At 60.3% G+C, this 26675-nt stretch carries 25 protein-coding genes and 2 pseudogenes; 11 read left to right on the top strand and 16 right to left on the bottom strand.

Annotation, left to right across the window (positions count from 1 at the left end; translation table 11 throughout):
- The first annotated feature begins 494 nt into the window (after positions 1–494).
- Entirely contained in the window at positions 495–1499 is a 1005-nt protein-coding gene (locus tag RG2_RS28075; RefSeq protein ID WP_072782776.1) for a hypothetical protein, read from the top strand.
- A 101-nt stretch (positions 1500–1600) separates the two neighbouring features.
- Positions 1601–3313: a hypothetical protein gene (locus tag RG2_RS28080; protein ID WP_033237204.1), complete on the top strand. Its 1713-nt coding sequence runs from the start codon at positions 1601–1603 to the stop codon at positions 3311–3313.
- A gap of 353 nt (positions 3314–3666) precedes the next feature.
- Here the strand turns inward: RG2_RS28080 and RG2_RS28085 are convergent, their stop codons facing one another.
- The 5 genes from RG2_RS28085 to RG2_RS28105 form a co-directional block, all read right to left on the bottom strand.
- On the bottom strand, positions 3667–4074 hold the full coding sequence (locus tag RG2_RS28085; RefSeq protein ID WP_051730819.1) for a hypothetical protein: 408 nt from the start codon (positions 4072–4074) through the stop codon (positions 3667–3669).
- A gap of 382 nt (positions 4075–4456) precedes the next feature.
- Positions 4457–4822, bottom strand: a complete 366-nt coding sequence (locus tag RG2_RS28090; RefSeq protein ID WP_033237205.1) for a hypothetical protein — start codon at positions 4820–4822, stop codon at positions 4457–4459.
- Positions 4823–4881: 59 nt separating this feature from the next.
- Complete coding sequence (locus RG2_RS28095) at positions 4882–5109, bottom strand: BldC family transcriptional regulator (protein ID WP_051730820.1); 228 nt, start codon at positions 5107–5109, stop codon at positions 4882–4884.
- Between the two features lie 594 nt (positions 5110–5703).
- Positions 5704–6366: an SDR family NAD(P)-dependent oxidoreductase gene (locus RG2_RS28100; RefSeq protein WP_371851350.1), complete on the bottom strand. Its 663-nt coding sequence runs from the start codon at positions 6364–6366 to the stop codon at positions 5704–5706.
- Between the two features lie 208 nt (positions 6367–6574).
- Entirely contained in the window at positions 6575–7246 is a 672-nt protein-coding gene (locus RG2_RS28105; protein WP_007732122.1) for a TetR/AcrR family transcriptional regulator, read from the bottom strand.
- A gap of 136 nt (positions 7247–7382) precedes the next feature.
- Between RG2_RS28105 and RG2_RS28110 the strand changes: the two genes are divergently transcribed.
- The 7 genes from RG2_RS28110 (at position 7383) to RG2_RS28140 (ending at position 14119) form a co-directional block, all read left to right on the top strand.
- Positions 7383–8552, top strand: a complete 1170-nt coding sequence (locus RG2_RS28110; RefSeq protein ID WP_007732108.1) for a VOC family protein — start codon at positions 7383–7385, stop codon at positions 8550–8552.
- The gene (locus RG2_RS28115; protein WP_033237207.1) at positions 8549–9487 is read left to right on the top strand and encodes a fumarylacetoacetate hydrolase family protein; all 939 of its coding nucleotides are present in this window, start codon (positions 8549–8551) and stop codon (positions 9485–9487) included. Before RG2_RS28110 ends, RG2_RS28115 begins: the two co-directional genes overlap by 4 nt.
- A gap of 67 nt (positions 9488–9554) precedes the next feature.
- On the top strand, positions 9555–11093 hold the full coding sequence (gene mhpA, locus RG2_RS28120; RefSeq protein WP_033237208.1) for a bifunctional 3-(3-hydroxy-phenyl)propionate/3-hydroxycinnamic acid hydroxylase MhpA: 1539 nt from the start codon (positions 9555–9557) through the stop codon (positions 11091–11093).
- Between the two features lie 62 nt (positions 11094–11155).
- Entirely contained in the window at positions 11156–12358 is a 1203-nt protein-coding gene (locus tag RG2_RS28125) for a cytochrome P450 (RefSeq protein ID WP_019749830.1), read from the top strand.
- Positions 12355–12552: a ferredoxin gene (locus RG2_RS28130; RefSeq protein WP_007728158.1), complete on the top strand. Its 198-nt coding sequence runs from the start codon at positions 12355–12357 to the stop codon at positions 12550–12552. The genes RG2_RS28125 and RG2_RS28130 overlap by 4 nt, the downstream gene beginning before the upstream one ends.
- A complete protein-coding gene (locus tag RG2_RS28135) occupies positions 12549–13697 on the top strand; it encodes an NAD(P)/FAD-dependent oxidoreductase (protein WP_033237209.1) in 1149 nt (382 codons plus the stop codon). The genes RG2_RS28130 and RG2_RS28135 overlap by 4 nt, the downstream gene beginning before the upstream one ends.
- 11 nt (positions 13698–13708) lie before the next feature.
- Positions 13709–14119: a hypothetical protein gene (locus RG2_RS28140; protein ID WP_019749828.1), complete on the top strand. Its 411-nt coding sequence runs from the start codon at positions 13709–13711 to the stop codon at positions 14117–14119.
- Between the two features lie 279 nt (positions 14120–14398).
- Here RG2_RS28140 and RG2_RS28145 read toward each other — a convergent pair whose 3' ends face one another.
- Positions 14399–15406, bottom strand: coding sequence for an AurF N-oxygenase family protein (locus RG2_RS28145; protein WP_033237210.1), 1008 nt, complete (start codon positions 15404–15406; stop codon positions 14399–14401).
- A 371-nt stretch (positions 15407–15777) separates the two neighbouring features.
- On the opposite strand from RG2_RS28145, the gene RG2_RS28150 reads away from it, so the two are divergent.
- A complete protein-coding gene (locus RG2_RS28150) occupies positions 15778–16080 on the top strand; it encodes a transposase (RefSeq protein ID WP_033237211.1) in 303 nt (100 codons plus the stop codon).
- A 145-nt stretch (positions 16081–16225) separates the two neighbouring features.
- Here the strand turns inward: RG2_RS28150 and RG2_RS28155 are convergent, their stop codons facing one another.
- The gene (locus RG2_RS28155) at positions 16226–17068 is read right to left on the bottom strand and encodes an IS3 family transposase (protein WP_307718115.1); all 843 of its coding nucleotides are present in this window, start codon (positions 17066–17068) and stop codon (positions 16226–16228) included.
- A gap of 229 nt (positions 17069–17297) precedes the next feature.
- Between RG2_RS28155 and RG2_RS28160 the strand changes: the two genes are divergently transcribed.
- The gene (locus tag RG2_RS28160) at positions 17298–18359 is read left to right on the top strand and encodes an IS110 family RNA-guided transposase (protein ID WP_230590468.1); all 1062 of its coding nucleotides are present in this window, start codon (positions 17298–17300) and stop codon (positions 18357–18359) included.
- A gap of 16 nt (positions 18360–18375) precedes the next feature.
- Here the strand turns inward: RG2_RS28160 and RG2_RS28165 are convergent.
- The 9 genes and pseudogenes from RG2_RS28165 to RG2_RS31930 form a co-directional block, all read right to left on the bottom strand.
- Positions 18376–18600 (bottom strand): annotated as a pseudogene (locus tag RG2_RS28165) (transposase); the annotation flags it as partial.
- 377 nt (positions 18601–18977) lie between these two features.
- On the bottom strand, positions 18978–19643 hold the full coding sequence (locus tag RG2_RS28170; RefSeq protein ID WP_371851351.1) for an IS30 family transposase: 666 nt from the start codon (positions 19641–19643) through the stop codon (positions 18978–18980).
- On the bottom strand, positions 19552–21003 hold the full coding sequence (ltrA, locus tag RG2_RS28175; RefSeq protein WP_033237240.1) for a group II intron reverse transcriptase/maturase: 1452 nt from the start codon (positions 21001–21003) through the stop codon (positions 19552–19554). Before ltrA ends, RG2_RS28170 begins: the two co-directional genes overlap by 92 nt.
- Before the next feature lie 577 nt (positions 21004–21580).
- Positions 21581–22620, bottom strand: a pseudogene (locus RG2_RS32480) (IS110 family transposase).
- Between the two features lie 196 nt (positions 22621–22816).
- Positions 22817–23122: a hypothetical protein gene (locus RG2_RS28190; protein ID WP_033237213.1), complete on the bottom strand. Its 306-nt coding sequence runs from the start codon at positions 23120–23122 to the stop codon at positions 22817–22819.
- Between the two features lie 43 nt (positions 23123–23165).
- Positions 23166–25553: a DNA topoisomerase III gene (locus tag RG2_RS28195; RefSeq protein ID WP_033237214.1), complete on the bottom strand. Its 2388-nt coding sequence runs from the start codon at positions 25551–25553 to the stop codon at positions 23166–23168.
- Between the two features lie 5 nt (positions 25554–25558).
- A complete protein-coding gene (locus tag RG2_RS28200; protein WP_033237215.1) occupies positions 25559–25999 on the bottom strand; it encodes a hypothetical protein in 441 nt (146 codons plus the stop codon).
- On the bottom strand, positions 25996–26493 hold the full coding sequence (locus tag RG2_RS28205; RefSeq protein WP_033237216.1) for a hypothetical protein: 498 nt from the start codon (positions 26491–26493) through the stop codon (positions 25996–25998). Before RG2_RS28205 ends, RG2_RS28200 begins: the two co-directional genes overlap by 4 nt.
- Entirely contained in the window at positions 26490–26666 is a 177-nt protein-coding gene (locus tag RG2_RS31930; RefSeq protein WP_155276706.1) for a hypothetical protein, read from the bottom strand. Before RG2_RS31930 ends, RG2_RS28205 begins: the two co-directional genes overlap by 4 nt.
- Positions 26667–26675: the final 9 nt, after the last annotated feature.

A 26675-nucleotide genomic window follows, 5' to 3' on the forward strand; every position in this document is an offset into this window, starting at 1 on the left:
TGCCGTTGCCGTCGATCGAGTCGCTTCGCTCCTCTCAATTCCGAATCTTCGTTTTCACCAATCGAATACATCGCAACGTCTGAACCGGTACCCGACACCCGAACGAGGCTGGGGAGGAGGGGGAGGGTCACGAAAAGCGCCCCGTCTCGCGTCCACTGCCTCGTCATCATCATGCTCCCAATCATACACCCCGCCCACTAAACCGCAAAACAACCCGAAAACACAAAACACCGAAACTATCACTACCACAACAACATTCGGTGTTCACAAAAACAGCATCGTGCATAACTCACGAATCCAACTCAACACCAACCGAATATCGAAACCTACTGACATACAACAACATTCAAAAACACCTAAAACGAGCCCCACAACACCCCCACCCGCCCCGGCACCACTCCCCATTCAATAATTCCCGTCAGGCTCGCCTGACGGGACTGTCATAATCTCCGTACCAAGCCGAGATCGACGGGCTGCACCGAAGGGAAATTTCCATGGGTAGATTCAAACAAGCGACCCGCAAAAGATCTCAAGCCGACCGCCGGCGCCTTACCGAACCGGACGCGGTCGCAGCTCGCGCAATTGCATCGGCATTTATTCCTGCCCAAGCCCGTGCTTCAGAACGTGCATCCGCCGCAAAGCTTCTGATCCCGTGGCAACGCGCACCAAGCGGAGTTCAACCGGGTAGCTCCGTCGATCTTGACGACAAAGGATTTCCTGCCGCAGTCAGCGACTTCATCGGCACCGAGACTCTCGTACTGCACCATTCCCTCTTCCCCGCGATGAGCGCGGCGGAGAATTTGACGACGGTAGCTCACCTCATCGACCAATGGGAACCAACAGGGAAGATGCGGACAATCTCGATAATCACGCTTTGCCGATCTGCGCTCGAGTCTGCATCCCGCGCCGTGTGGGTGCTCTGCGAGCCAGACCGCGACGAACGCCGCAGCCGGGCGCTGAGGATTACGCGGGAAGAAGTGCAACGCCACAAGAAATATGTCACCGAACAGGTAAATCGATTGGACAAAGCCGCTGCGAACTCCGCCAGCGCGCCGATGGCGTTTGAGACACCCGCCTACTTGATCGAGCTCAAGACGCAGAAACGCAACGCAGAATCCGTGATGCAAACACTGATCGATTCCGGGGTCAAAGGCGCACTCACCATGGAACAGACCATCGACGCGGCGGCCGAATGGATCGATGCCAACAGGCTAGTGAAGTCAGGCCGGCCGATGGCCAACCTGACACGCGAAAAATATTCGATCGCATCAGGTATCGCACACGGATCAACCTGGCCGACACGATACCTACTCGGAGCCACCGATCTGACCAGCGTCGTCGCAGACCTGCTCTACGCCTCCCTCACCACTACAGAGGCCGCAATCACCCTCTGGGAAACACACGCCTCAGTAGACCCACGCGTCGGACGGAAATGCCCACAACACCTTCGACAAGCCGCACGCCAACTCCACCCACGCTACGCATCGGCGAGTTCCTAGCCCCTGCCTGAGGCGGGATAAATGGAACAACTGCTGGTGGTGCAAGCGCACACATGGTGATTACTTTCTGCGATGACGACTGAAAGGCTATTGAATTGAGCGTGGACTGGGACAAGATCGGGAAGGACGACTTCGAAAGAATCGTCGAGACGCTGCTGACGCGGAAGTGGCAGGGCATTGCGACAGTGACCTGCCCGGACGGGCGGGGCGGTGACGGCGGAATCGACGTCGAAGTTCGACAGAGTGATCGCCGGCGCATCCACCAGTTGAAGTACTTCCCAGACGGATTCTCCGGAGATAAGAAGACAACCCGCCACAAACAGATTCGCAACTCATTCGAACGAGCGACGAAGCTGTCGCCGCCCCCATCCGAGTGGATTCTCGTGATCCCCGCAAAGCTCACTCCTGGCGAACGAACATTCGTTGAGGGATTAGGAGGACCCGACCGGCCGCCCGTCACCATTCTCGACCGTGTGGGATTGGACGTCCTGATTGCCGAGTTTCCGGACGTCTATCGTTACCTCCGGCGCGATCACCTGCGACCTGAAGTCGAGTTGTATCGTCTCGAAACGGAGACGCTCACCGGCAGTTCCAAACCGCTCACCCGCCGGATACTGGACCTCGGAGCACAAGCAGACTCCACCGACCTCTTCTGGGCCACCGACTTTTCCCGGGTAGGCGACAAAGTTACCTACACGGTCCGCCCCAAAGACACTGACGCTCATAAGAAAAGCCCCATCACCGTGAGCTTCGACAGCGTCTTCGGCCCTGAACACGACGATGTGCGCAGAAAATTTGAGCAGTCGATGAATTTCGGCGCCTCCGGAGCAATCGTGCTACCGCCGCACGTCGTCAACAACATGGTGATCCGGGGGCCCCAAGCCATTGCCGGTACACCCGGCAATGTCACGGTCCGGATGGAGCCACTCAACGACAACCCTGCGGTCGGCGAGTTCGCTGAGCTTCGCTTCTTCGGCACCGACGGGACACTCAGGTCAGCGCACGAAGGTCGAATCACGTACATCAACCACGGATCAGTCGGCTACTCACTCGAAATCTCGTTCTACGAGCACCTAGAGGTTGAGCTTTTGGCTCCGATCAGCACAGGGGGATCGGGAGAATCCCGTCTCTCGTACAATTTTCACAGAATTCGCCCCAAGGATGCACTAGCTGTTCTCGACCTCCTCGATTCGTTGCGGTCGCCCGGGATCTTCAAGGTCTACATCAAAGACGACTTCCTGGCATCCCATCAAACCAACGGGGAGCCGACCGACCCGGCACTGGAACAAGAACTCGCCGAGATATACGGCATCGCACTCGATCTCAGCGTGGTACAGGAATTCTGCAACCACTCCTTCGCAATTCCGGAAGAAATAACCCCCTGGGAGCGGGTGAACCTGCGCGTCGCGCGGATCATCATCGACGGACACCTCACAGCCTCACCCCGAATCACCAACTGGACTGCGCCTCTGTCCGGTTTGGACTCACCGAAACTACGCACACAGCTCACAGAAAGCGGCCCCGCTCACTTCACGTGGAAGGATTTCACGCTCAAGCTGGGATCCAAGGAACTCGCTCTCGGCGATGCCGGGGTCATCCACGGGTCGGCGAAGGTAGTCAATTCAGAGGAAGCTCTCGCGGCCTTGGACGCCGGCACTGCAAGAGGATTCCGGATCAAATTCGAACCCCAGGAAGATCGATACTTCCTGATCTATCTCCTCGGACAAGGACCAGAACTGAAGGACCGCATGATCGCCAAGTGGACACTGCCCGGCTTCACACAACCCGGAACGGAAAAAACAAACCGCAATTGATCAAATAATGTTGCTGGTAACGCAACACGAGAGGACCAGGACGCAGATCCCGGAAATCGCGGTCGGCGAGCTGTGCTGCAGATTCCCCAATACGTGGCGCGTTCATTCCCCGGGCGTAGTGCTCGAAGCCCTTGAGTGGATCCAGGGCACTCATCACTGCAGACAACGAATCGCCTACGCATTCAAGGCCGGCCCACAACCAGACTCTCGACTGGCATCGCCCACCGAACTAGTTCATTGGGGACGGCGGCAAAATAGCGCGCTGTACCTACTCCTGGAACCAGCTACCGTTGAAATACGGTAACTGGCAAAGGATTATCTGTCTGGGTGCGCACCGGCCTTGCCCGTGCGGTTCAGCCCGTGGTGATGTTGACGACGCACTTGTCGACGGCCTGAACCCGCTCGTCGCCTGCTGAAATCTTCAAGGGTGCATCACTTGCTTTGCTCCAGCTTCCACCGTTTCGTGCGCCACCAGTCGAGGCGTACGCGACATTGCCGTTGATTACCCACACGTCGGAGCGGTTCTTGGTCTTTCCCGCGCCATCGACTGTGGTCGCCCCGTAGAAGGTGAGCGGACCATCGGTGATCACAGTTCCGTTGGTCAACCCATAGCCACTGGTCGATAGTCCGGAGCTAACGAGAGATGTCAGCTCTGCGCTGGCGGGAGCGCAACGAGGATCTGAAGCCGTCTTGGCTGCTGGGTTACCGGCCGATTCCGACGGAACTACCTTCGCGGTGGACGTCGGGGACGTTACGGCCACTGAAGTAGTCGAAATCGCGGTCGACGTCTTGTCACTACTTCCACATGCTGCGAGAAGAAGGGCACAGATGGCTGTGGCCGCGAACACGGCCGAACGAGTAATTTTCACAGGATGATCAAACCAGACTTGCCGGTCGCAAATCTCGTATGTCCTTTACGGTGCCCGGACGGCTTATCCAGTCGTCAAGGGACTGTTAGGTGGCGCGACAAAAGTTAAGCACTGCGAGCAAAGTGATGCCGTTTCGGGCTCACGCACGACCGGCCCGAACATGTCGTGCCCGTCAGGACGAGGACCAAGACCGTCCAGCTGCTGACTCGCTGGGCGGTGGTGCGGTTAGGGTTTCCGATTGGGGCCTGTGAAGCTTTGAACCTGTCAGCCCCTCTCATGCCCACGCGGGACGCCATCGGGGATCAGTTACGACCACCCGAGGTGCCCCCGACGCTGCAATCAGCGCAGCACGGTGACGGCCGTCCACCCAGGAGCCTTCGCTCCCGACAGTCAGCGGCTGAGTGAAGAACTCCTCCCACACACGACAATCCGGGCCGAACAGACCGCTCTGCTCACCGCACCGCACCCAATCGTCGAATTCCCAGTTGGCGGGTCGGACCCTGACCACCAGCACGCTCAGACGAGCAATCAACAACCAGTCAACCCACGGATACCCTTCATACAGTCGCCAGTTGTTCGACTCCACCACCGAACCGGCCACCTTCGGCAGAGTCGAGACCGCCCGAACAACGAAATCCACGAAAGGTTCTCCTCTCCATGACCTACGGCAGTGCCGGGCTCGGAGCCTTGGGCTTGGACTCAGTCAGTTTTCGGGCAACTGAGTGCGCGCAGGAGAGCATGAATTTCCGCGCGGCGGTAACGGCGGTGCCCACCGACAGTCGTAATGTATCCAATTTTTCCTTCGATGGCCCAGCGGCCGACGGTTTTCGGGGTGACGTGGAAAAGCGCAGCGACGTGTCCCGGGGTCAGAAACTCATCGCCGCCGTCGGAGTCGCTGCCTGCAGCTGTCTGGGATTCACTCCCCAACACGCCGGAAGAACCCTCCGACCAAGATAGTGCGGTAGCCTCCTCCACCGTCGGCTCATCACTCGCAGCAGCGGCCGGCGTTGCGGTGCTGACCGTGGAGTCAAAGTCTTCGGCGGCATGACGACATGTGCTCACTGTGATTTAGCTGTTTCTCTCGTGCCGATGATCATTCACCCACTCTGATGAGGGGCAGAAATTGTGCGCTTGGCTGCAGTGGTGAGAGGTCTGATCTTGGGCGCAGAACCATGTTCGAGCCGTGCCGACCAATGCTGGCAGGCCTGGCGAGGATTCGGCGGGCCGTGTCGCCTTGTTGGCCTTAGAGCCACGACATCAGCAGTCAACTGGCCTATATGCACACTAGATCTTTTCTGAAGTGCACGATCGAGCGGTGGGCGGATTATCGGTCAATATACGCGCTCAGATTGTCTGCCTATCGAGCATTGGCCACATTTCGCGCACACGTCAATGTTTCTTTGTCCAGCTCGCCCACCACCGCCAAATCGATACCAGCGTGTAGCGGAAGCAAGGATATCGGAGTGCCGAGGCACCCCCTCCCTCCCAACACGTTTCGTATCGAACAACCAACAGCAGCCCTCAAATCGGACGCCGACTGGGGAGTCCGTATGCCCTGGCCGTCAATGTCTCCATAACTGTGCGTGGGAGCATCCGCTGCGCCAGGAGGACCACGGGTGCATTGCTTCCGACTGCGTAGACTGGGCGTGTGCGTTTTGCCTCGACGGCTTTCAGGACGGTTCTCGCCACGGTGTCTGGCGAAATGCCTTGTCCTTCTTTAGCGTCGAGCTTCGCGATCACAGTTGTGAAGTCGCGTTGATATGGAGAATGCGGTCCGCAGTATTTGGTGCGCCGTGTGGAGAGTCCGGTGTCGATCGAGCCGGGCTCGACGGTAGTGATGTCGATGCCGAACGGTTTCAGTTCGTAACGGGCTGCCGTCGAGAAGGCCTTGATCGCGGCTTTGGTTCCCGCGTACGAAGAGCGGTAGGCCAGGGGGAAGCTCGCCAGCATCGATCCGACGTTGACGACTGTGCCGCGCCCACGCACCCTCATGCCGGGTAGCACGCGCTGGGTCAGTTCCACCGGACCGAAGACGTTGAGCTGAAAAAGACGCCTCACGGCGTCAATGGGCAGCTCTTCGATTGGGCCGCATTGGCTTTCGCCCGCATTGTTGACCAACACGTCGATGTCGATGTGTTGGAGGCGTTCACTCCACTTTCTGACGTAATCATCACTTATGATCAAGTCGTCAGTCAAGGGCGAATAAGAGTTTCTCGACGAGTACCGAAACTCCTTCGTCCGACATGGACCGTAGAACGCTCGCGGATATGTGCGATGTGGGAGAGTCTCCACCGCGAGGACTTGGGGTACCTGATTCACGCTCCTCCGGTCGCGCAGGCAGCCGAGGTGCCGGCGCCCTGCGCAGGCATCGGACTGTCACCATGCTGCGCCTCTAGGTGCCATCCGGTAGGACTGACGCCGGGGCGATGACGGTGTGCAACGCTCCACGGTAAGACTGTGGAAGGGCCTTGCTGCACAACTCTTCCGCCTCGCATGCAGGTACACCCAGCGCCCGGAGAACTCGTACGGTCGTTCGGTCGACGGTGCTCGCCTCGTCTCGATCCGAATCTTCAAGGAGCAAACGGCCCATCGACAACAGGGTGCCCGACACAAGAGCCAAGGCAAGTTCGGAGTCCTCGACGTCGAATCGTCCCTGTTTCGTCGCCGATTCGATGTCTCGGCGCGAGCGCGGCGCCAAACCTCGCTCGGACGCAACCACTGCCGCTTCCGCGGTGAGCAGAACCCGACTCAGCTGCGGCTCCATTCGAAACAGGCGCCCGGACAGCCTGAAGGACTGCGTGAACTTCTCGACGGGATCATCCAGGCCCACCGTGAGGGTATCGAGGTACGCGCCGACGGATTCCAGCGCCTCGTCGACGGCGGCGCTCCACAGTTCCTCTTTGCTGGCGAAATAATTGTAGAAGGATCCGTTGCCTACATCGGCAGCTTGGGTGATCTCCAGAACCGGCGCGTTGACGTTGCCATTTGCAACAAAATCCAGTGCGGCTCGGACGAGTGCCGCTCGGGTGCGAGCTTTGCGGCGTTCGACGCGGCTGTCCTCCATCACTTGATGCTTCCCTTCCGTCACGCAAGGAGCCCAGTCTAACGCCACCATAACAAAATGACGATTTCGTCAAAAAGGGTTGACGCGGCCTCCTGCAATAAGTGACGATATCGTCAACAGCTTCGGAGGATTCAATATGCCGACAGACATCAACCCCCGGTCAGGCGTCGACGGCCACCAGAACATTCACGTCGACCAAGGATCATTGCCGGGTGAACATCCCGGGCGCGCCAGGAATCCGGTCATCAAGGTCCACGACATCGCGTGGCTCGAGTTCCGGAAGCCGGATCTGGTCAAAGCACAAGCCTTTGCCGAGGCTTTCGGATTTTCGGTCACGCTACGTACGCCGGATGAACTGCATTTGCGAGGTACCGATGTCGGTTCCCCGTGTGTGATCATCCGCAAGGGGGGCCGCTCGAGCTACGTCGGCGCGGCCTTCCTGGCCGCCGATGTCGCCGACGTGGTGAAACTGGCCGAGGCGGCCGATCGCCGCGTCGATCGACTTCCCGACGCCATCGGCGGGGTCGCGGTGAGCTTGACCGATCCGAGCGGTCAGGCAGTGCGGGTGGTCGCCGAAATCGACGGCGGGGCGCAACTGCCGCGACAGCAGGTGCACGCCCTGAACTTCGGTGTCTCGCACACCGCACCCCAGATCGCTCCCCGACTGAACTCCACCCAGCGAACTCCGCGTGAACCTGCGCGAGTGGAACGACTGGGACACGTCGTTCTCCAGCGCACCCGCTACCTCGAGAATCTCGACTGGTACCTCGAACACCTCGGGCTGATCGTGAGCGACTTCCTCTTCTACGACGGCCAACGCGAACGCGGTCCAGTGATGAGCTTCATTCGCTGCGATCGCGGCGAGACCCCCACCGACCATCACACACTCGCCATGACGTTGGGCCCCTCGGACCGCTACGTGCACTCGGCGTACCAGGTGTGCGACCTCGACGCCATCGGGGCAGGCCACCGATACCTCACCGAACGCGGATACAAGCACTCGTGGGGCATCGGCCGCCACATCCAAGGCAGCCAGATATTCGACTACTGGCGGGACCCGGACGGTTTCCTCGTCGAACACTTCAGTGACGGCGACCTCTTCGATTCCTCCCTCGAACCGGGGTGGGCACCGATGACCGCAACAGGATTGGCCCAATGGGGACCACCTGTGAGCAAGGACTTCCTCGGCCTCGCTCCCGGCAAAGACGCTCTCCACGAACTCCGATCGATCATCTCGGCCCTACACCGCGACAACGAATTCGACCCCGAACGCCTCCGCGGCCTGTTGAAAGTAGCCTCCTCATGAGCATCCCGGTCCTCCGCACCCCCGACGCCTGGTGGGTACAGCTACCCGCCGGCGCAGCACGCATCGACACCTCGGCAACGACCACGGCCGAACTGCTCAGCGATCGCACAGCAGTCGATGCCGCATCCAACAGCACAGACACCGTACCGCTCGAGACACTTGACCTGATTTCACCAGTCACCGCCCCGTGCCGGGTCGTCGCACAGATGACCAATTACGTTTCACACGTCAAGGATTCGGGCATGAACCCCGACACGGTCCCGCTAACCTTCTTCCGGAAATCGTCCGGCTCGATCAGTGGACCCACGGACGCCATCGTCAAACCCGCACACGTGAATCTACTCGACTACGAGGCGGAGATCGGACTCGTCATCGGAAAGCCGTTCCCTGTCGGCACTCCCGTGGACAACTCCACCGCCGCCGACCATATCGCAGCACTGGTGATCACCAATGATGTGTCCGCCCGCGATGTTCAGTTGCCGAAAACACAGTTCTACGAGGCGAAGTCATACCCGACCTTCACTCCCGTCGGTCCGGTGCTGCTCATTCTCGAGGAAGGCGACTTCGCCCGTTTCGACAAGCTCCGACTGATGCTTCGCGTCAATGGTGAACTGCGACAGAACAGTACGGTCCGAGACATGATCTATCCGCCGTCAAAGGCGTTGGAGACCCTGAGCAAATTTCAACGCCTCGATGTCGGGGACTTGATTCTCACCGGCACACCCGGCGGAACGGCCCTCAAGGTGCCCGCCAAACCGATCGAGATCATCGGCGGGTTCTTACCGCCCGCGCTCAAATGGAAGCTGTTCTTCAACAAGCAGTCGGCCAATCCCCACTACTTGAAGGACGGGGATGTGGTCGAAGTGAGCATCGCAACGGATGACTTCATGCTCGACCTCGGAATCCAGCGCACGAAGGTGAAGTACGCGCGATGAATCTCGGGACAGGCGAAACTTTGCCTCGGCTCGGTACTTCCACTACGTGCCGAACCGCAGTGGCGTCATGACCTTAAAGCACTACCCCGTGGTAATCGTCGGGGCCGGTCCATCCGGAATGACCGCCGCGTCACTACTGGGCCGATACTCCACGAACTGTCTTGTGCTCGACAGGTGGGCGAGCGTTTTCGCGCAACCGCGAGCCGTTCACCTCGATGACGAGATCTATCGCATCCTCGGCGATCTAGGTATCGCCGAGGAGTTCGGCTCGATCTCACGAGCCGGACAGGGTCTACGGTTGATCGACTCGGACATGAGCACGATCGCAGAATTCACCCGCAACCCGACGGAACAACCACACGGATTCCCCGCGGCCAACATGTTCGACCAGCCCGCACTCGAAGCGGTACTGCGAGCAAGAATGGACCAAGGCGGCAATGTGACATTTCGTGGCCATTGCGAAGTCTCCGACGTCATCAACGAACGCGATACGGTACGCGTGATCTACACTGAAAGAGACACTGGGCGAGTACATTCGGTCACGGCGGACTACGTATTGGGCTGCGATGGGGCCAACAGCGTCGTGCGCTCCGCGATCGGATCACGGATGACGCACTTGGGATTCGAGCAACGGTGGCTGGTCGTCGACATCGCCACCACCGCCGACTTGCAGCTATGGGATGGCGTCCACCAACTGTGCGACCCGCACCGCGCGGGAACTTACATGCGGATCGGTGAGACGCGCTATCGGTGGGAATTCCGATTGCAGGATCACGAAACCGTGGACGATTATCGTGACCTCGATACCTTGCGTCCGCTGTTCGACCCGTGGCTCGGAGCTGTCGTCAACTCGGATGTGGAGCTGATCCGGGTCGCGGAATACACCTTTCACGCGCAGGTCGCCGACCGGTGGCGCGATCGCCGAGTATTTTTGCTCGGCGACGCAGCCCACCTCACGCCTCCGTTCATCGGACAAGGCCTGGGCGCCGGCCTTCGTGATGCAAAAAACCTGATGTGGAAACTGGTCGCGGTCCGGGAAGGTCTGCTCCCCGCATCCGCGCTCGACAGTTACCAGATCGAACGCAGCCCGCACGCTACCGCGATGATCAAACGGGCCGTGATGGTCGGCTGGGCGATGACCGGGGGCGGCCATCGGACTGCCGCAGTGCGAAAACGTGTCCTCCCGCCGCTGATCAAGCTTCCCGGCATCGCGGCCAAAGTGACCGACAGCGCGACCCCCAGCCTGCGTCCATCGCAGTTCGTTCGCCGTAGCGTTCCGACGATTCACGGACTCGCAGGAACACTTTGCCCAAATGCGTTGGTGGACAAATCAACCCGGTTCGACGAAATCGCGCCCGACCAGACGGTCGTCGTGACAATGACACCCCCGAGCGACGGACAGCGACGAGAAATGACCCGCCGGGGCGCCCACGTCTTGGTAGTCGAAAAATCTTCGCCTCTGGGAACATGGCTGCGGCGCGGCCGGTCCTGCGCAGCGATCGTACGTCCGGATCGAACAGTGATGGCGTCCTCCCGGTCCCTGTCTTCACTGCACACCCGAGTACCTGTGCTGCCGGCCCCCGTCGGCGCGGCCAGGCCGGCTTGACCGTCGGGCTGGCCCAGTTCTCGCAGCCCTCGACTCTGTCCTCATCCTCATTTAGGAACCTCATGGCTACAGACATCTCCACCCCGCAATACCGTGCGAACATCTACTCGACAGAGGCGATTCTCGATCCGTATCCGCACTACGCCGAGTTACGCGCGTTGGGCCCGGTGGTATGGCTTGCTCGCCATCGCGTTTTTGCCGTTTCCCGGTACGCCGAGTGCAAATCCGTGCTGCTCGACGACGAAACATTCATTTCCGGCGACGGTGTAGGGCTCAATCCGGTCGCCAACAAGTTGGGTCAGGGTACGACCCTCAACAGCGATGGAGACGAGCACACTCTGAAGCGATCCGTCCTGGCGCATCGGTTGACTCCCAAGGCTGTTCGGAAGATGACGTCTGCAATCGAGGAAAAGGCCGAAAGCATAGTCGAGAATGCCCTCCGTAAGCAGTGGGTGGACGGAGTCGACGACCTCGCGACAGCCTTACCCATGTCGATTGTGCCTGATCTCGTCGGGTGGCCCGAAGACGGTCGCGACGACTTGCTGCGTTGGGCCGGGGCCACATTCGATGCCCTCGGCCCGATCAACCGACATGCTGTCGGCGCAACGAAAGCCGCGGCCGAGATGCTGGCCTTCTCCAAAAGGGTTGTCCGAGAGCGATCCGTACTTCCCGGCAGCATGGGCGAAGACGTTCTCATCGCCGCCGACGAAAACAAGATCGACAAGTCACAGTGTCCTGCCTTGATGATCGATTACCTCGCACCCTCTCTGGACACAACGATCGGCGCAATCTCGGGCGCGCTGAATCTGTTCGCGCAACACCCCGACCAATGGCAGGCCGTTCGCGAGAACCCCGATCTGATCCCGAACGCGGTCAACGAAGTCGTTCGCTTCGAGTCGCCGATCCGCGCGTTCTCCCGCCGAGCGACACGGGACACCGACGTGGGAGGCTCGATGATCCCCGCAGGCGGTCGAGTGCTGGTGGTGTACGCCTCCGCCAACCGAGACCCGCGCGAGTGGCACGATCCGGATTCATTCGACATCACACGCGACGCTGCACGCCAGCTCGGATTCGGCTCCGGAACACACGGCTGCGCAGGCCAAGGCTTGGCCCGTCTCGAAACACAGACCATCTTGCGCATCCTCGCCCGGCGCGTCGCCCGTATCGAACCTGCAGGCAGCGCGGAACGTGCAATCAACAACGTCATTCACCGATACGAGCGGCTTCCCTTGAAGCTGGTCGCAGCAGGAAAGGCACTCTCATGAAGATCAGCGTCGACTGGGACCGCTGCGAAGGCCACGGTATCTGCACCGAACAGGCGCCGAAGGTGTTCAGCCTCGACGACGAAGGCGAACTCTCCTATGCGTACGAAAATACAGACATTCCGGACGAGCTCGCTCCCGGCGCCCGCTCGGCGATCGGCGCCTGCCCCGTTGCCGCGCTGAAAGAGCAACAGTGAGTACCTCCGATCGCCACATCGTCATCGTCGGCGATTCCATTGCAGGATGCACAGCTGCACGCGAACTCCGTGCGCGCGGCCACCTCGGACCCATCACGATGATCGGGGCAGACAGCGACGGCTCCTACGCCCGGCCACCGTTGTCCAAGCACATCCTCAAAGAGGGGGCGAAGGAAGCCGAGGTGTGGGATCTATCGGACCTCGACATCACTGCCATCCGCGGCACCGCGACCGGCCTCGACACCGACCTACAAGCAGTTCTACTCACTGATGGACGCCAAGTTCGCTTCGATGCCCTCATCGTCGCAACCGGAGCTCGAGCCCGCCGTATCGGTGCCCCCACCCAACACGGGGAGTTGGTGTTGCGAACATTCGCCGACGCCCGGGAGCTGGGCACTCGGCTCGACGCGGCCGATTCGGCGATCGTCGTCGGCGCCGGCTTTCTGGGAATGGAAGTCGCCAGTGTATGTGCAGCGCGCGGCATCGCAGTCACCGTGGTAGACGTCGATGCACCGCTCCAACGTATCCTCGGGTCGTTTCTGTCCGGGGCAATCACCGCCCGTGCGCGATCCTCGCCGGTGCAGATAGTGCGCACCGATCGGCCCGTCGAACTGATCGGCGATCCCGTCACCGGAATAGCCCTCTCGGATCGAGAACTACATGCGGATCTCGTCGTGACCTGCGCCGGCGAAATTCCCGACTCGCACTGGCTCGAAAGTTCCGGTGCCGCCGACACACAGGGCGTCGGTATCGACGCCCGGTGCGCGACCGCAATACCGAATGTCTTCGCTGCCGGAGACGTCACCCATTTTTGTAGCTCGGTGCCACAGCGCAGGCAACCGTTCTGGTCGAACGCAGTCGCCCAGGGGAAAGTCGCAGCCGCTTCGGCACTGGGTCTCGAACCCACATGCCCTCCGACCGACGACTACTTCTGGACCGAAATCCTGGGACTGTCGATCAAAGTGGTCGGCCCACTCCCCCTCCTGGGTGAGCCGACCGTTCTCGACGGCTCCGTGAACGAAGGATCAGCTTTGCTCCAATGGACGCATCCCAACGGCCGAAAAACGGTGGTGGCATACGGGATCAAAAAATCGGTGGGACTTCTCCGGCGTATCGCACGCGAACAGACAACTCTCTCGAGGTAAGGAACACACAGATGACCTTCGGTTCGACATCGTCCGCCCGCCGCTCAACTCTCGTCCGCCACCTCCCCGAAATTGTGGGTCTGGCTCGTACGGCGATCGGCGTGGCACATATGATCGCGCCCACCCGCGCCAACGACCTCATCGCCGGACCTGACGCGGCACGTGCAACCGTCCGCGCAACGGCTCGAACCTTCGGAATCCGTGAAATCTACATCGGTGGCGGCCTTTTCGCTGCGACTCTGTGCGCCCCGAAAGCAGTTCGAACGCTGCTGCGAGCCGGCGTGGCGGTCGATGTCTGGGATACCGGCGCCTTCGCCATGACAGCCAATCTGCCGCGACGCACTCGAATCGCGGGCTGCGCGATCGCAGGCGGATTCGCGATCGCCGGTACGCTTGCGGAGATTCCGCTCCAGCGTTCCTGAACGAGCGGGATTGACGGGTGCCGAATTGTAAAATGTCGTGTGCGTGCCTTGTCGAAGGATTGGATCACCCTAGACGGAAGTGCGTCTAAAATATGTTGCAGCACAACCTGTTTAAAAACAATCAGCCATATCCGAATCACAGGGCAGGATGGATGGATGGTAATCCTGACCCACAGAGACAGACGTCTGCACCATCTGCACAATACGTCGAAATAGTCATGTGCATAAGGCCGTTGGGAAACCTCGGTAAACGCAGCGGCCCGGGAGAGGCGCCGCCCCCTAGGCCGCGGCGTTGTGCGCGCTGCGATCAGGCTCACTACGAAAACGCGATGCACGGCCGTCCATCTTGCAGGCCTTCCACACCAGGCGCGACCCGCGGTTCATCAGGCCGGCGTCGGTAGCCAGCATGCGGACGTCACCGAAGTAGTTACGCAGAGTCTGACGCGACTCGGACAGATCCCAGAACAGGTCCTTCTTCACGGACTTCGGGATGTCGAACTGCTTCCAGAACGACTTCGGCGGCACGACGATGGCGTCACAGAGAATGCGCATGACGATCGGGAACAGCAGCGAGAGGACGAACCGGTTCGGGCGTGACATCAGCGGGATGCGACGGCTCAGAAGCTTGTGCGCGAACGAGATATGACGTGCTTCCTCGGCCACATGAATGGCCATGACCGACTCCATGATCGGATGGATCCGGCCACCACCACGCAACACGCTCTTCTGAATGTGATCGATCGGCTCCTCACCGGCAAGGACACCGACGAAGAACAGCTCCGGGAACGGACCCGCAACGAGAGGGACGAAAGGAGCAAGCATCTTCATCGGACGGCTCATACCCGGAGCATCGACACCGATGCGGTTGACCATCTCCTGGAACATCATCGTGTGATTGCACTCTTCGACCGACTCGTGCGTGCAATAACGCGCCTCGACCGAATCGTTGGGCAACGAGAAGACGTACTGCATCAAACCGCGAATCAGAATGTTCTCGAACTGAAGACCAACCTTCGCAATGTTCGCCTGACGCCACATACCGATCTCGATCTGCCTGGCCTCCGGCTGCGCCTGATACCACGGATGAGCCCCCAACGGATCAGACTCGACCGGCAGGATCCAACGGCGATCGTTCGCAACAACAGCGAACTCGGGAGAATCCCAATCGATGTCGAGATACGGATCGAAATGCTTGTGCACCGAACCCTCCGACAGGAGCCGAAGCGTCTCGTTGTACGAGTCCTCGGATACTTCTGCGCGCTTGTCGAGCGGCACCGCGAGCGTCATGACATCTCCCCTGCAGTTCTCACCGCAGGTACTTCTCGCGGTGGTCGGTGGAATCGAGGGCCGCTTGCACGATCACACTCGGCCGGTCAGATTTAATGTAACTCACGGTATCAGTAAAAGTGGGCGGTCGGATACCTGAACTCCATAACGCCTTGATCCAATACTTACAAATGAACGACGAGACCGGTTGGACGAGCTGCCACGACACCGAAATGCTCGAACACCATCTACTGACTCTCTACCGAGACGCAGTAATCACAGGTGCACCAGAAACTGAATCGAACCGGAGTTTCCGGAGACTGATGTACCCCGAGTTTTCCGGAGTTCGTTTGTTTTACTTCAGGCATTGATGCACCCGAGAGAGGTCCACGATGCCCCGACGTTATCCACCCGAGTTCCGCCGGAAAGTCCTCGATCTGTTGAAGTCAGGCCGCACGGTTGCCGAGGTCGCCTCAGGTCTCGATGTCACCGAGCAGACGATCTACAACTGGCGCAATCAGGAGCTCATCGATACCGGACAGAAGCCGGGGCTGAGCTCGATCGAGAGCGCGGAACTCGCCGCTGCCCGCCGCCGCATCGCTCAGTTGGAGACCGAACTGGCCATTGCCACACGGTCCACCGAGTTACTGAAGTCGGTGGTGCTCCCAAAAGGCGGTTCGAAGCGATCGAAGTGATGGCCAAGGAAGGACTACCCGTGCAGACGGCATGCCGGGTTCTGGAGGTGTCCGAGTCTGGTTTCTACGAGTGGCGAAACCGGCCACCCTCGGAACGTTCATTGCTGGTAGGACCCCATTTGGTGAGCCACTCGCTATCAGAGAATCAATGCGTTTGAATACAGCTGGCAGCGTACTCATTTGGAGTTCGATACGCCAGCGATGAATGACGGTGCCGGTTGTTGTAATCCTCCTTCCAGTCCTCGATGACCACCCGAGCTTCGAGGAGGCTGTGGAATTCGTTCATGTTCAAGCATTCGTCCCGAACACGGTTGTTGAACGACTCGATGTACCCGTTCTTCCACGGCTGACCAGGTGGAACGTAGCCGATACCGACCTGATCCTCGCAGAACGTCCTCAGTGCCTCGGAGATGAACTCGGGCCCGTTGTCGCACCGCAGGACCTGCGGTGGGCCGCCCCAGAGTGCGAACGCCTTCTTCAAGGCGGCGACGAGATCCTCTGCCGGGATGGATCTCTCGACAATGTTCAGTACGGACTGACGGGTGTGTTCGTCGACCATCGACGCGATCTTGAACTTCCGGCCGTCGGTGGTCGAGTCGAACTGAAAGTCGATCGCCCACACCACCTTCGGTGCATCTGCCTCGGTGATCGGAGTAGTCGAGGCGCCGGCCCGTTTACGTATCTTGCGGACGTTCACTCGCAATCCTTCTTCGCGCCAGAGGCGTTGAACCTTCTTCTTGTTAATCGCCCAGCCCGCGGCACGCAAATCCGCCCACGCCCGCCGGAACCCTTTTCGCTGGTTGGCTTTGGCCCAGTCTCGCAACCACTTCCGCAGATCGGCATCCGGATCGGCCGGGGTGTGTCTCGCAAGCTCTTTCCGTTGGGTCGATCGCGGTTGCCCGACGATTCTGCAGGCGAATCGCTGCGAGAGCCCCATTGTTTCCTGGAGCATGACGACAGCGTTTCGTTTGGCGGTCGGGCTCAGAATTTTCCAGTGATAATGGAATCAACCCGTTGACGGAACGGCCTGACCCAGAATTTTCCTGGCCTTACGTGTGCCTTTCTCAGGACCCGTCGACCGACCGTCAGCGGGCCACCACAACACCACAGTGGAGCACGCGACGTACGTGACCTCGTAGGAGCCTGCCAGCCTCATCCGGCCCGTCACTGGCCTGTCCGAACCTCGCGCCACATCCGAGCCGAGGAGAGGCCACCACGTGAGACAAATTGCCAACCGACAGCGTATCTACTGCGGCATCGACACCCATGCCGACACCCACCATGCCGCCGTCATCACCGACACCGGAATTCTGCTCGAACACCGTCAATTCGACACCACTGCAATCGGATACGACGACCTGACACTGTGGATTCGCGAGCTCGGAGAACCCATCGCGGTCGGCATCGAAGGCACCTCCTCCTATGGCGCCGGCATCGCCCGACACCTACGCCACCTCAAGATCACGGTCGTCGAAGTGCCCCGCCCGAACCGCAAACTCCGCCGCAGCGTCGGCAAGAGCGATCCCATCGACGCCGAAGCCGCAGCTCGGGCAGTCTTGGCACGCCATCAACTCTCCGAACCCAAACACGGCGACGGTCCCATCGAAGCGATCCGCGCACTGCGTGTCGCCAGATCCAGCGCTGTCAAAGCTGCGACCGCATCGATGAACGCCATCCGCGCCATGCTCGTCACCGCACCGGACACGTTGCGTGCACGGCTGCGCGGACGTAGCACCACGGCACTGCTCGATGCCTGCACCGCACTCGACGCAGACGTTGCCCAACTGGCCGACCCTGTCAACGCAACCATTCTGGCACTGCGCTCACTCGCCAACCGGACACGTCAATTACGCAGAGAAGCAAACGAACTGAAAAAACACCTCGCCAAACTGGTCAATGAGGTAGCACCCACCACGTCGGCCGTCTTTGGGCTCGGTCCCGACACCACCGCCGCACTTCTGGTCACCGTCGGAGACAATCCGGGCCGCTTGAAATCGGAATCATCCTTCGCTCACCTCTGCGGAGTAGCACCGATTCCCGCTTCATCAGGCAAGACCACTCGTCACCGACTGCATCGTGGCGGCGACCGACGCGCCAACCAAGCACTTCACACCGGCGTCATCGTCCGCCTCCGATACAGCGACAACGCCCGCTCCTACGCGCAACGTCGCACGTCAGAGGGAAAATCGATGCCCGAAATTATCCGCTGCCAGAAGCGCTACCTCGCCCGAGAAGTCTTCACCGCACTCCGACGTGACTACCGCGCACTGACCACTTGACGTCTATAGGAGCGTCCTTCGCGATCTCCTTGAGGGCAGCCTTTTCGAGCTCAGCTTCGGCGAGAAGCTTCTTGAGCAGGGCGTTCTCGTTCTTGAGTTCCTTGAACTCTTTGGCGTCGTCAGCCTTCATGCCGCCGTACTGTTTACGCCAGTTGTAGAGCGTCGGCACCGAGACATCGAGCTGTCGGGCGATTTCCTCGACGTCGGTGCCTTTGGCGGCGAGTTCGTCGCCGTGGCGCAGTTTTCAGATGATCTGTTCGGGCGTATGCCGTTTACGTCCAGCCATGAGATGAAGCCTTTCATGCCCTTGATCAGGGCGGAAGGATTCTCATAACTTGCGGGTCACTTCACGGGGGTCATGCCATAATCAGGACGTACAACTACGGTGACACGCTGCATTGGGGAAAGCAGCGTGAACGTCTGGCAGAAATGACGACTGACCCGGATGATGAGACATTCTACAAGTACGCCTGCATCTCGGCCATGATTCAGTTAAGCCACTTCTACTTTGGTTTCGCGGAGCTGGTTACTTCGGCACTTGGGTATGCCAGGGTCGTCGATGTATAAGATGTCAACGGCATCTGAAGTTTGACCCCTTTCCGGCATCTTGGGTTCTAGTCAACGTCGCAACACCGACGGATTCTGTGAGTCTAGTAGAGCCGTGAACAACTCTGTCGGACAACGGTCTTGGAGGACGACCCTGGGACGGCTGTTGAGTTCGTTCTCAACGGCCAGCAGATGCTCCGGCGAATGGATGGCGAGATCTGTTCCCTTCGGGAAATAGTCACGCAACAGCCCGTTGGCGTTCTCGTTCGAACCGCGCTGCCACGGGGAACGTGAATCGCAGAAGTAGACCGGTGCGCCCAGCGAGCGCGCGATCGTAGTGTGACGGGCCATTTCGGAGCCCTGATCCCAGGTGATCGACCGCAGCAACGCCGCCGGCAGATCGCGCATCCGCGCGGTCAGCGCCGCATGGAGAGAATCGCCGTCACGGAAGGGAAGATGCAGCAACCGAACCATCCGCCTCTGGCGCTCGACGAGCGTGCCGATCGCGGATTGGTTGTGGGCGCCGGTGATGTAGGGGTCGGACCGGGGCGCGGTGCCAGGATCACTCCCAGCCCGTTTCCCCGGCCCGCCCTCCGCACCGGACGTGCGACTCTCATCGCATCCGGCGCTCCACGGACTACCACTGTCAGGCAGGGACCGAAACCCCCGCGCTGGTCCACGGTGTGGGGATATTGCTCGCCCGCCACCGATACCGAGTAATCGGAACGGTGGTGGTATCGAACATGATGATCCCGTTCTCTTGCGGACGATTACCTGGCCTGCCGGTCAGGAAACGCCGATAGAGATCCGCCCACGTGATCCGTTTGTGCCGTTTGAGCAGCCATTGGGTAACCCGATGCCAGGCAAAGGAATCGAGGTATCCGAAGGTCGCTTTCGACACACCGTGACGGAAATACGCACACCATCCTCGAAGCACCGGATTAAGGCGTCCGAGGAGATCAGCAAGTCCATGATGACGTGCCTTCTTCGTCAGCGCCCGCACCTTCGCCATGATCGAAAGCAACGCCTTCTTCGACGGATAGGTGTAGACACTCATCTTGTTGGTTCCCTTTTTGCGCCGCCGCTGGATACGGAACCCCAGAAAGTCGAACCCCTCGTCCAGGTGACACACTCGGGTCTTTTCCACGGATAGCCGCAACCCCAGCGGGGCAATGACATCCGCGACTTCGTCCCACAATGCGTCCGCGTGCGCTTTGGTTCCGGCCACCATGATCGCGAAATCGTCTGCGTAACGCACGATCCGATAGGTGGCCCCGCCACGTTTGCGGTGTGCATCTCGCCGCTGGGATGTCAGATGGGCATCCCATTTCGCACAGAAATGTGCGTCCAACACCGTCAGAGCGATGTTGGCAAGCAGCGGCGAAAGTATGCCGCCCTGGGGTGTTCCGGTAACGGATTCCCTGACCGTTCCGTCGCCGGACATGATGCCCGCCTTCAGGAATGCCTTGATCAAGGTCAGAACACGTTTGTCGACGATCCGCGTACGTACCCGCTCCATGATCGCAGAGTGGGCCAGTTCGTCGAAACACGCCGCAATATCCGCCTCGAAGACCCAATGATAAGTCCGGGTCCCCAAAGCATGTATCTCGGCGATCGCGTCCTGAGCGCGACGTCTGGGGCGGAAACCGTAGCTGACCGGCTTGAAATCCGCCTCGAAGATCGGCTCCAACACCAACAACAACGACGCTTGCACTGTGCGGTCCATCGCCGTGGGGATACCGAGTCGCCTGAGTTTGCTGCTCCCCGGCTTAGGAATGAGTATCTCCCGCACCGGAAGTGGAGCAAATGTTCGAGACTTCAGATCGACTCGAACCTGACTCAGGAAAGCCACCGTCTCGGCGTCCCCCGTAATGGACGCAGGTGACAGCCGATCTACACCGGCTGACCGCGCGCCCTTGTTGCCCCGCACCCGGTCCCACGCGACGGTGAGAAAATCCGGGTGGTGAACGAGGTTGAACACATCATCAAAGAGACGGTCGGGATCATCGACCGCCCAGTGGTGCAGCTTGCGTTGCATCTGCCGTACCCGCCATGCCGCCCGATCGGGATCGGGCCATGACAGCTCACCAGTATTCACCAGTGCCTCCGTTCGTGTTTCGTTCGCTGCATCAATTCCGCTGGGGCCCTTCGCCATGTACGAGGCTTTCCCTCGCTCGGACTACTACGGCCCCTCCGCCCCACCACGAGGCCATCGACAGACGACGCGTCAACCCGATCCGCTGACCTCTGGAAAAGGTCAGCGTTCGGGAGCCTCATGGCGGTTCCCACGTTCACTGCTAACCGCTCGAGGAGTGAGGTGCCCAGCTATGCCCCTGCGATATCGCCACGGCTACGCCGCAGGCATTCACCGTGGCCTCCAGCGGCAGCGACCTAAACCGCAACCGGAGTTCCCAACACCGAAACGCGAGTGGTGTTGGTGCGCATCGCAGACCAGCCCGAATCCACCGGGTTAGAGCTGGCGGGAGACTTGAGAGGCGTTAGAACACTGGTTTCTCTCGTACACCTTCTCCTCATGCTTGCCGGACCCAGACCATCCGGTAGTGCTGGCCTGTCCCGTCGTTGTCGGGGCTGCTTGCCGTCCTCACCGGCGTCTCCCGGTTCAGACTGCCCCCAGCTTCGCTATGCTGCTGCGACAGCACAACGGCGCAGGTCTTTCACCTCAGGATCGGCCCGTCAGGGTGCTTGCCCAGTTCGGTTTCGAACTGTTCCGCGAGCTCGGCGCGTGCACGCCGCACCTCGAGCAGATGCCGTGCCAGCGTACGAATGACGAAGTCCGCCTTGTCCGTGCCAGGCACGGTCACCGACTGCTGACCGAGCGCGTCGACGATCTCATCGGTGATCTTCTTCCACAACCGAGGTGCGAAAGCTCGGGCACTCTCGTCTAAGGCTTGCCGTGTTGCCGCGGTGAAACCTTCGGGCCCGCCGAAATCGGCGAGTAGTCCAGGGCCGACCGGTCGATGCATCTGCCGACCGATTGTGCGTTCCAGAGCGGGATGAACGGAGAGAAGGACCGATCGTATTCGGTTGACCAGGCGGTTCTCTTCGCTGGCAAGGTCTGCGTCGAATCTCGCCAGCAGTCGCAGTCCTTCAACCACGGAGTTCTGTGCGTCGATCCGCAGAAGGGTGTCCGGCAATGTTCGTGCCGCGTCGGCGATCACGAACGCATCCCGCGCATCAGTCTTCGACCCGGGTACAGGTCCGCAATGCGGCGCATCCGCAATCCAGGCAGGTAGGCGATGTCTACTCCGCACTCGCGAGCTACGGAGACTGGCAAGGCACCGATGTTGCTCGGTTGATCGACAACCATCAACACTCGGCCGCGCCGTGCGAGATCTTCTAACAGGCAACGGATTCTGCTCTCGTCCTGCGGCAGGTCAGTGCCGCAGAGCCGCTGGCCGTCAGGTGCCAGCGCAACGGCATGATGGGATGTTTTGCCGACGTCGATTCCGCAGAAGACGTCATAGATCGGTTCGCTCACGTAGACACTCCATTTCGGTTGCCAGCGTTGACGGTCATGGCACCGATCCCCGTCACCCACGTTATGCAGACCCATCGGTGTTCGTTCTGGCCATGCCTCTATCAGCGGTGAACCGCCGCCATCCGATCCGGCGGCGTCACTCGACGAGACCTGCAATCGGCCAGTGGGCGTGTAAGCCATACCGGAACGGACGACCGGCCCCGGCGAAGGGACCATCAAGAAGATAACGGGTGGGCGGTCAACCCCGTAGAGCGAAGCGTGGGTTGACTGGTCGGGCCCCCGGCATGGTGAGCTGAGGCGACTCGTACGACGACCTTCTCGACCACCGCTGGCCGCGTAGCGGCAACGCACCGTAGGCGCCCGTACGAGAAGTTCAGGCCAGGTGTTGCGTACTGCTCGATAGTTTCGTGCGCTACGCAGTACTGTCCCGGACAAGAAGATCGGCCGCAGCGTCCTCGTCGGAGAAGATGCGCTCTACGAGTAGCGCGGCGGGCGCAATGACTGTCTGTTCAATCTTGCGGACGGAGGACACTGTCCAGCCCGTGAGTCCTTCTGGTCCTGCGGTGGGCGGGCCGAAGAGTTCTTCGAGGACCTCTGGTTTGTAGCCAAGACCCATGAGCTGTTCGGCGGTGTACCAGTCGTCTTGCGGGATCGGCTCGACCACGAGTGGCCCGCTACCGGCGGCGATCTCATCGGGGGTGGCTTCACGAAGGGCCATTAATTCGGTTCTCCTCTGTTGTAGTTGTGGGATTTGGGAGCCGCTATTTACCGATCTTGCGCTTTCTCGTTCCGGTAGGAGCTTTTCGGTCCTCGAACTTCAACGTGAACCCGAACACCTTCTGGCCGTTGAAAGTCTTTGCGGCCAGCGCGCCCTTGGCCGTGTACGGTTTGCCGGCCTTGCCCTTGGCCTCGAATTCGATGGTCTCCCCGGCCAGCAGCTTTACCAGTTCCTGCTCGGTGAAATCCTTGCCTGCCCAGTGCTCGTTGGCGCCCCACCCGCGGCCCTTGAACTGGACTTTCTTGCCCTTCCACACACCTTCGACCAGGTCGGTTCGCGGTGCTCGCTCCTCGAACTGAGGCTTGAAACCCACAAACGGATACTTCTTCCCACTCTTCTCCATCACCCCGGCCTCGAGCGTGCCCTTGCAGGTGTACGGCTTGCCGGTCTTCGTGCTCGTCGCCGTGATCTCGATGACGCCGCCCGCCACCAGCGCGGCTACCTCGGCGTCGGTGAACCGGTGCCCACCGAACCCCCTCTTCGCGGTGGTGACCACGGTGCCGTCGTGGGTGAAATGCAGTGCCGGCGGCAAGGTGATGTTCTCGACCGGCTCACGGATCACTCCGGCCTTGGCCATTCGCCCCTTGAGTTCGGCCGGCAACCTGCTCGCGTTCGCCTTCATCTTCTCGAGGTCGTGGCGCACCAGGTCTGCCACCAGAGCCAGGAAGTCGGGAGTCACGCCGGTACCCGCCTCGACCTGTGCCATCTGCTCGAAAACCTTCTCGGTGATCGTCAGATCGCCGATGTGCGTACCTGGGAGAATCCGGTGGTTGAGTTCGCCGACCGCACTGAGCGTGATCTTGCCGCGCTGCTCGCGCATCAACGCCTTGCCGGTGGCGTTGTTGGTGACCTCGGCGTACGTGCTCGTCCGGGTGGCACCGGTACCCACGCTGCGTTTTTCCAGCTGCTTCATCAGCCACCCCATCGTCGGGTGCGGTGGCCGCGTCGGAAACCCCTCGTGGATAAACGGTGTCGCGACGGTCCCAAGCGCAGTCGCACCCGAGGCTGCTTCGTCCTGCTCGTCCTCGTCGTCCTCGACGACGAACACGCCTTTCCATCCGAGCACCGCCGGGACGTTGAGCGAACCGACGAAGCTCGGGTACTTCTCGACATGCCCACGGTGCTGGTCGTACTCGTAGTCCGGGGCAAGCATCGTCAGGTAGTTCTTCGCCAATAGTTCGTAGATTTCCTTGCCCAGTTCGCCGAATTTCTGTTCCACCGCAGCCAAATTCGGGGGGACGTTCGGGCCGGGACGGTTGGCACCGTGGGCGCCGCCGGACTTGATGTGACTCTTGCGTGGGCCGCGGTGACTAAGCGCGGCCGGGTTCACTCCGACCACGCCTGCGATCTTGTCGACCAGCGGGAGCAGCTCGTTGAACTGCTCGATCGAGATGAACTTGTCCTCGGTACGTGGGTAGGACACCACTTGTGCCTCGTACATGCGCTGGTACGTGTCGAGGACCTGCTTGGCTTCGAAGCCCTTCTTCGACAGCAGCGACGAGAGGCCGGCGAGATCCATCAATTTCGGTGGCCCGGTCTTCTTGCGGGTGGTCCCGTCATGGACCACCGGTGAGGACTCGAGCCCGCCGGGGACGGCGCTCTTGCTCTCGAACCGGTCGATGTCGGGGTCGGTGTAGATGACCTTGTTCTCGTCACGAAAACGGTTCTCGTAGAACGCTTTCTTGACGTAACCCTTGTGCGCGTCGAGGCCGTCACCGACGATCACAACCATCGCCGACTTGAGTCGACCGTTACGCACCACGGTGTTTGAGCCGGACACTTTCGTCGCCGCCCGCGTGAACTGCATCGACAGCATGTCCCACTTCGACCGGAAGTCAGCCTTGCGGTAGTCACCTTCGGACTCGATCGACGTCACCGGGCGGCGATTCGTGAACGCCTTGCGCAACGATGCCGGGGTTTCGTCGAGAAACTCCATCCGCTCGAGCTTCTTACCTTCCAGGCCCAGGTACTCTACGATTTCCCAACCCAGCAGCGAACCCTCACCAGTCGGATCGAGATCGGCGGCGTTGCATACGGTCTCGCACGTCGACAAGGTCGCCTTGAGTGCGTCAAGCAAGCTCTTCGCGTCAGCGTCGGTGACCAGCTTCCCGCCGACGGACTTGCGTCTAACCTCGCGCTCCCAGCGGAAGTCGCCAGCATTCCACGGAAGGTGTTGCAGATCCCAGCTCTTGTACTGCTCGGAGAGGGGTGGGGGCACCATCGCCGCGGGGTCTTTCAATTCCAAGAGGTGACCGCGAGCATTCACGATCACGTATTCCGTGCCGTCGAAGGTGCCGCTCATACCACCCAAAGCAGCCGCGAAATTGCGGGCCGCCGAAGGCTTTTCCGTGAGAATCCCGACTTTGCCCATGCTATTCATCCCTCTTCTCGTAGATCTGCGCCAGGTAACGACTCGAAGCCGCTGGGAGTCGCGAACACCTTGCCGAATGAGTCTGAGAAACTCCGGGCACGTGGCGAGATACCCCCCGACTCGGCTAGGGCGCGGGTTTCAGCGCAAAGCTCCGCGAACGTCTTCCCAGCCAACGGTGCTGATTGTCGATACACACCCAACCGTGCGATCACCGGGGTCAGCGTCCAGTGAGCGAGGTACTCGTCGACTTCCGTAGTGGGATCATCGAGCCAGGCGGTGATCTTCTCGACGTCGCCGCCGTAGACCATCGTCAGCACGTCAAGGAGATTGCCGGGACGAGGCAACAGCAGCGATCTGTACTCGGCGCCGAACGTCGTCACCGCCTCGTTGAACTCCTCCTCGGACATATCCTTGGGCTGAGGTTCATCTGCGTAGCGTCGACTCATTCCTGATCGCCTCCATTTTCTCCTTCGTGCTCAATTTTCGATGGCGGCCACGCGGGTTCTGCAGGGAACGGTCCGTAGAGCGAATTCGCGTAGGTGACGGGACGATAGGGCGACGGTATCCACATCTCGTTCAGCTGACGGCGGGTGTGCTGGGCGGCGATGTCCATCCGGTTACATGCCTGCCAACCGGCCGTGTAGCTGCGGAAAGGATCGTAGGGGTAACGGGCGAGGGCATGTGTCGCATCGTTCAGTGCGTCGATCAGTACCTCATCGCGGGCAAGGACAGATTCGTCGGATTCGATTCCCGTGTCGTCGCTTCCGGTTTTCGCTGCAGCGCGCAACGCTGCTACTGCGGCGGTGACCACGTCCGCAAGATTCCATGCCGACATTTGAAATTCCGGGTTCTGTGCGAGTGCGAGCAAGTCCGTACGCGCCTGCTCGACTGCTTCGCTCACGCAATCCTCGAATGTCGTGTCCACCTCGTCGGTTGTCATGCGGCTACTCCTTTCAGGTCTTTACGGTTGCAGGCAGTAAGGTTCAGCAAATGTTCGCCAGCGTTCACGATGACGTATCCCGTGCCACCGAATGTGCCACTCATGCCACCGAGTGAGCCAGCGAAATTCCTTGCCGCCGAGAGTTTCTCGGTAAGAATTCCGACTTTCCCCATGCTGTTTCT

Origin of the sequence: Rhodococcus globerulus NBRC 14531 (assembly GCF_001894805.1) — a bacterium.
Lineage (GTDB): Bacteria > Actinomycetota > Actinomycetes > Mycobacteriales > Mycobacteriaceae > Rhodococcus_F > Rhodococcus_F globerula.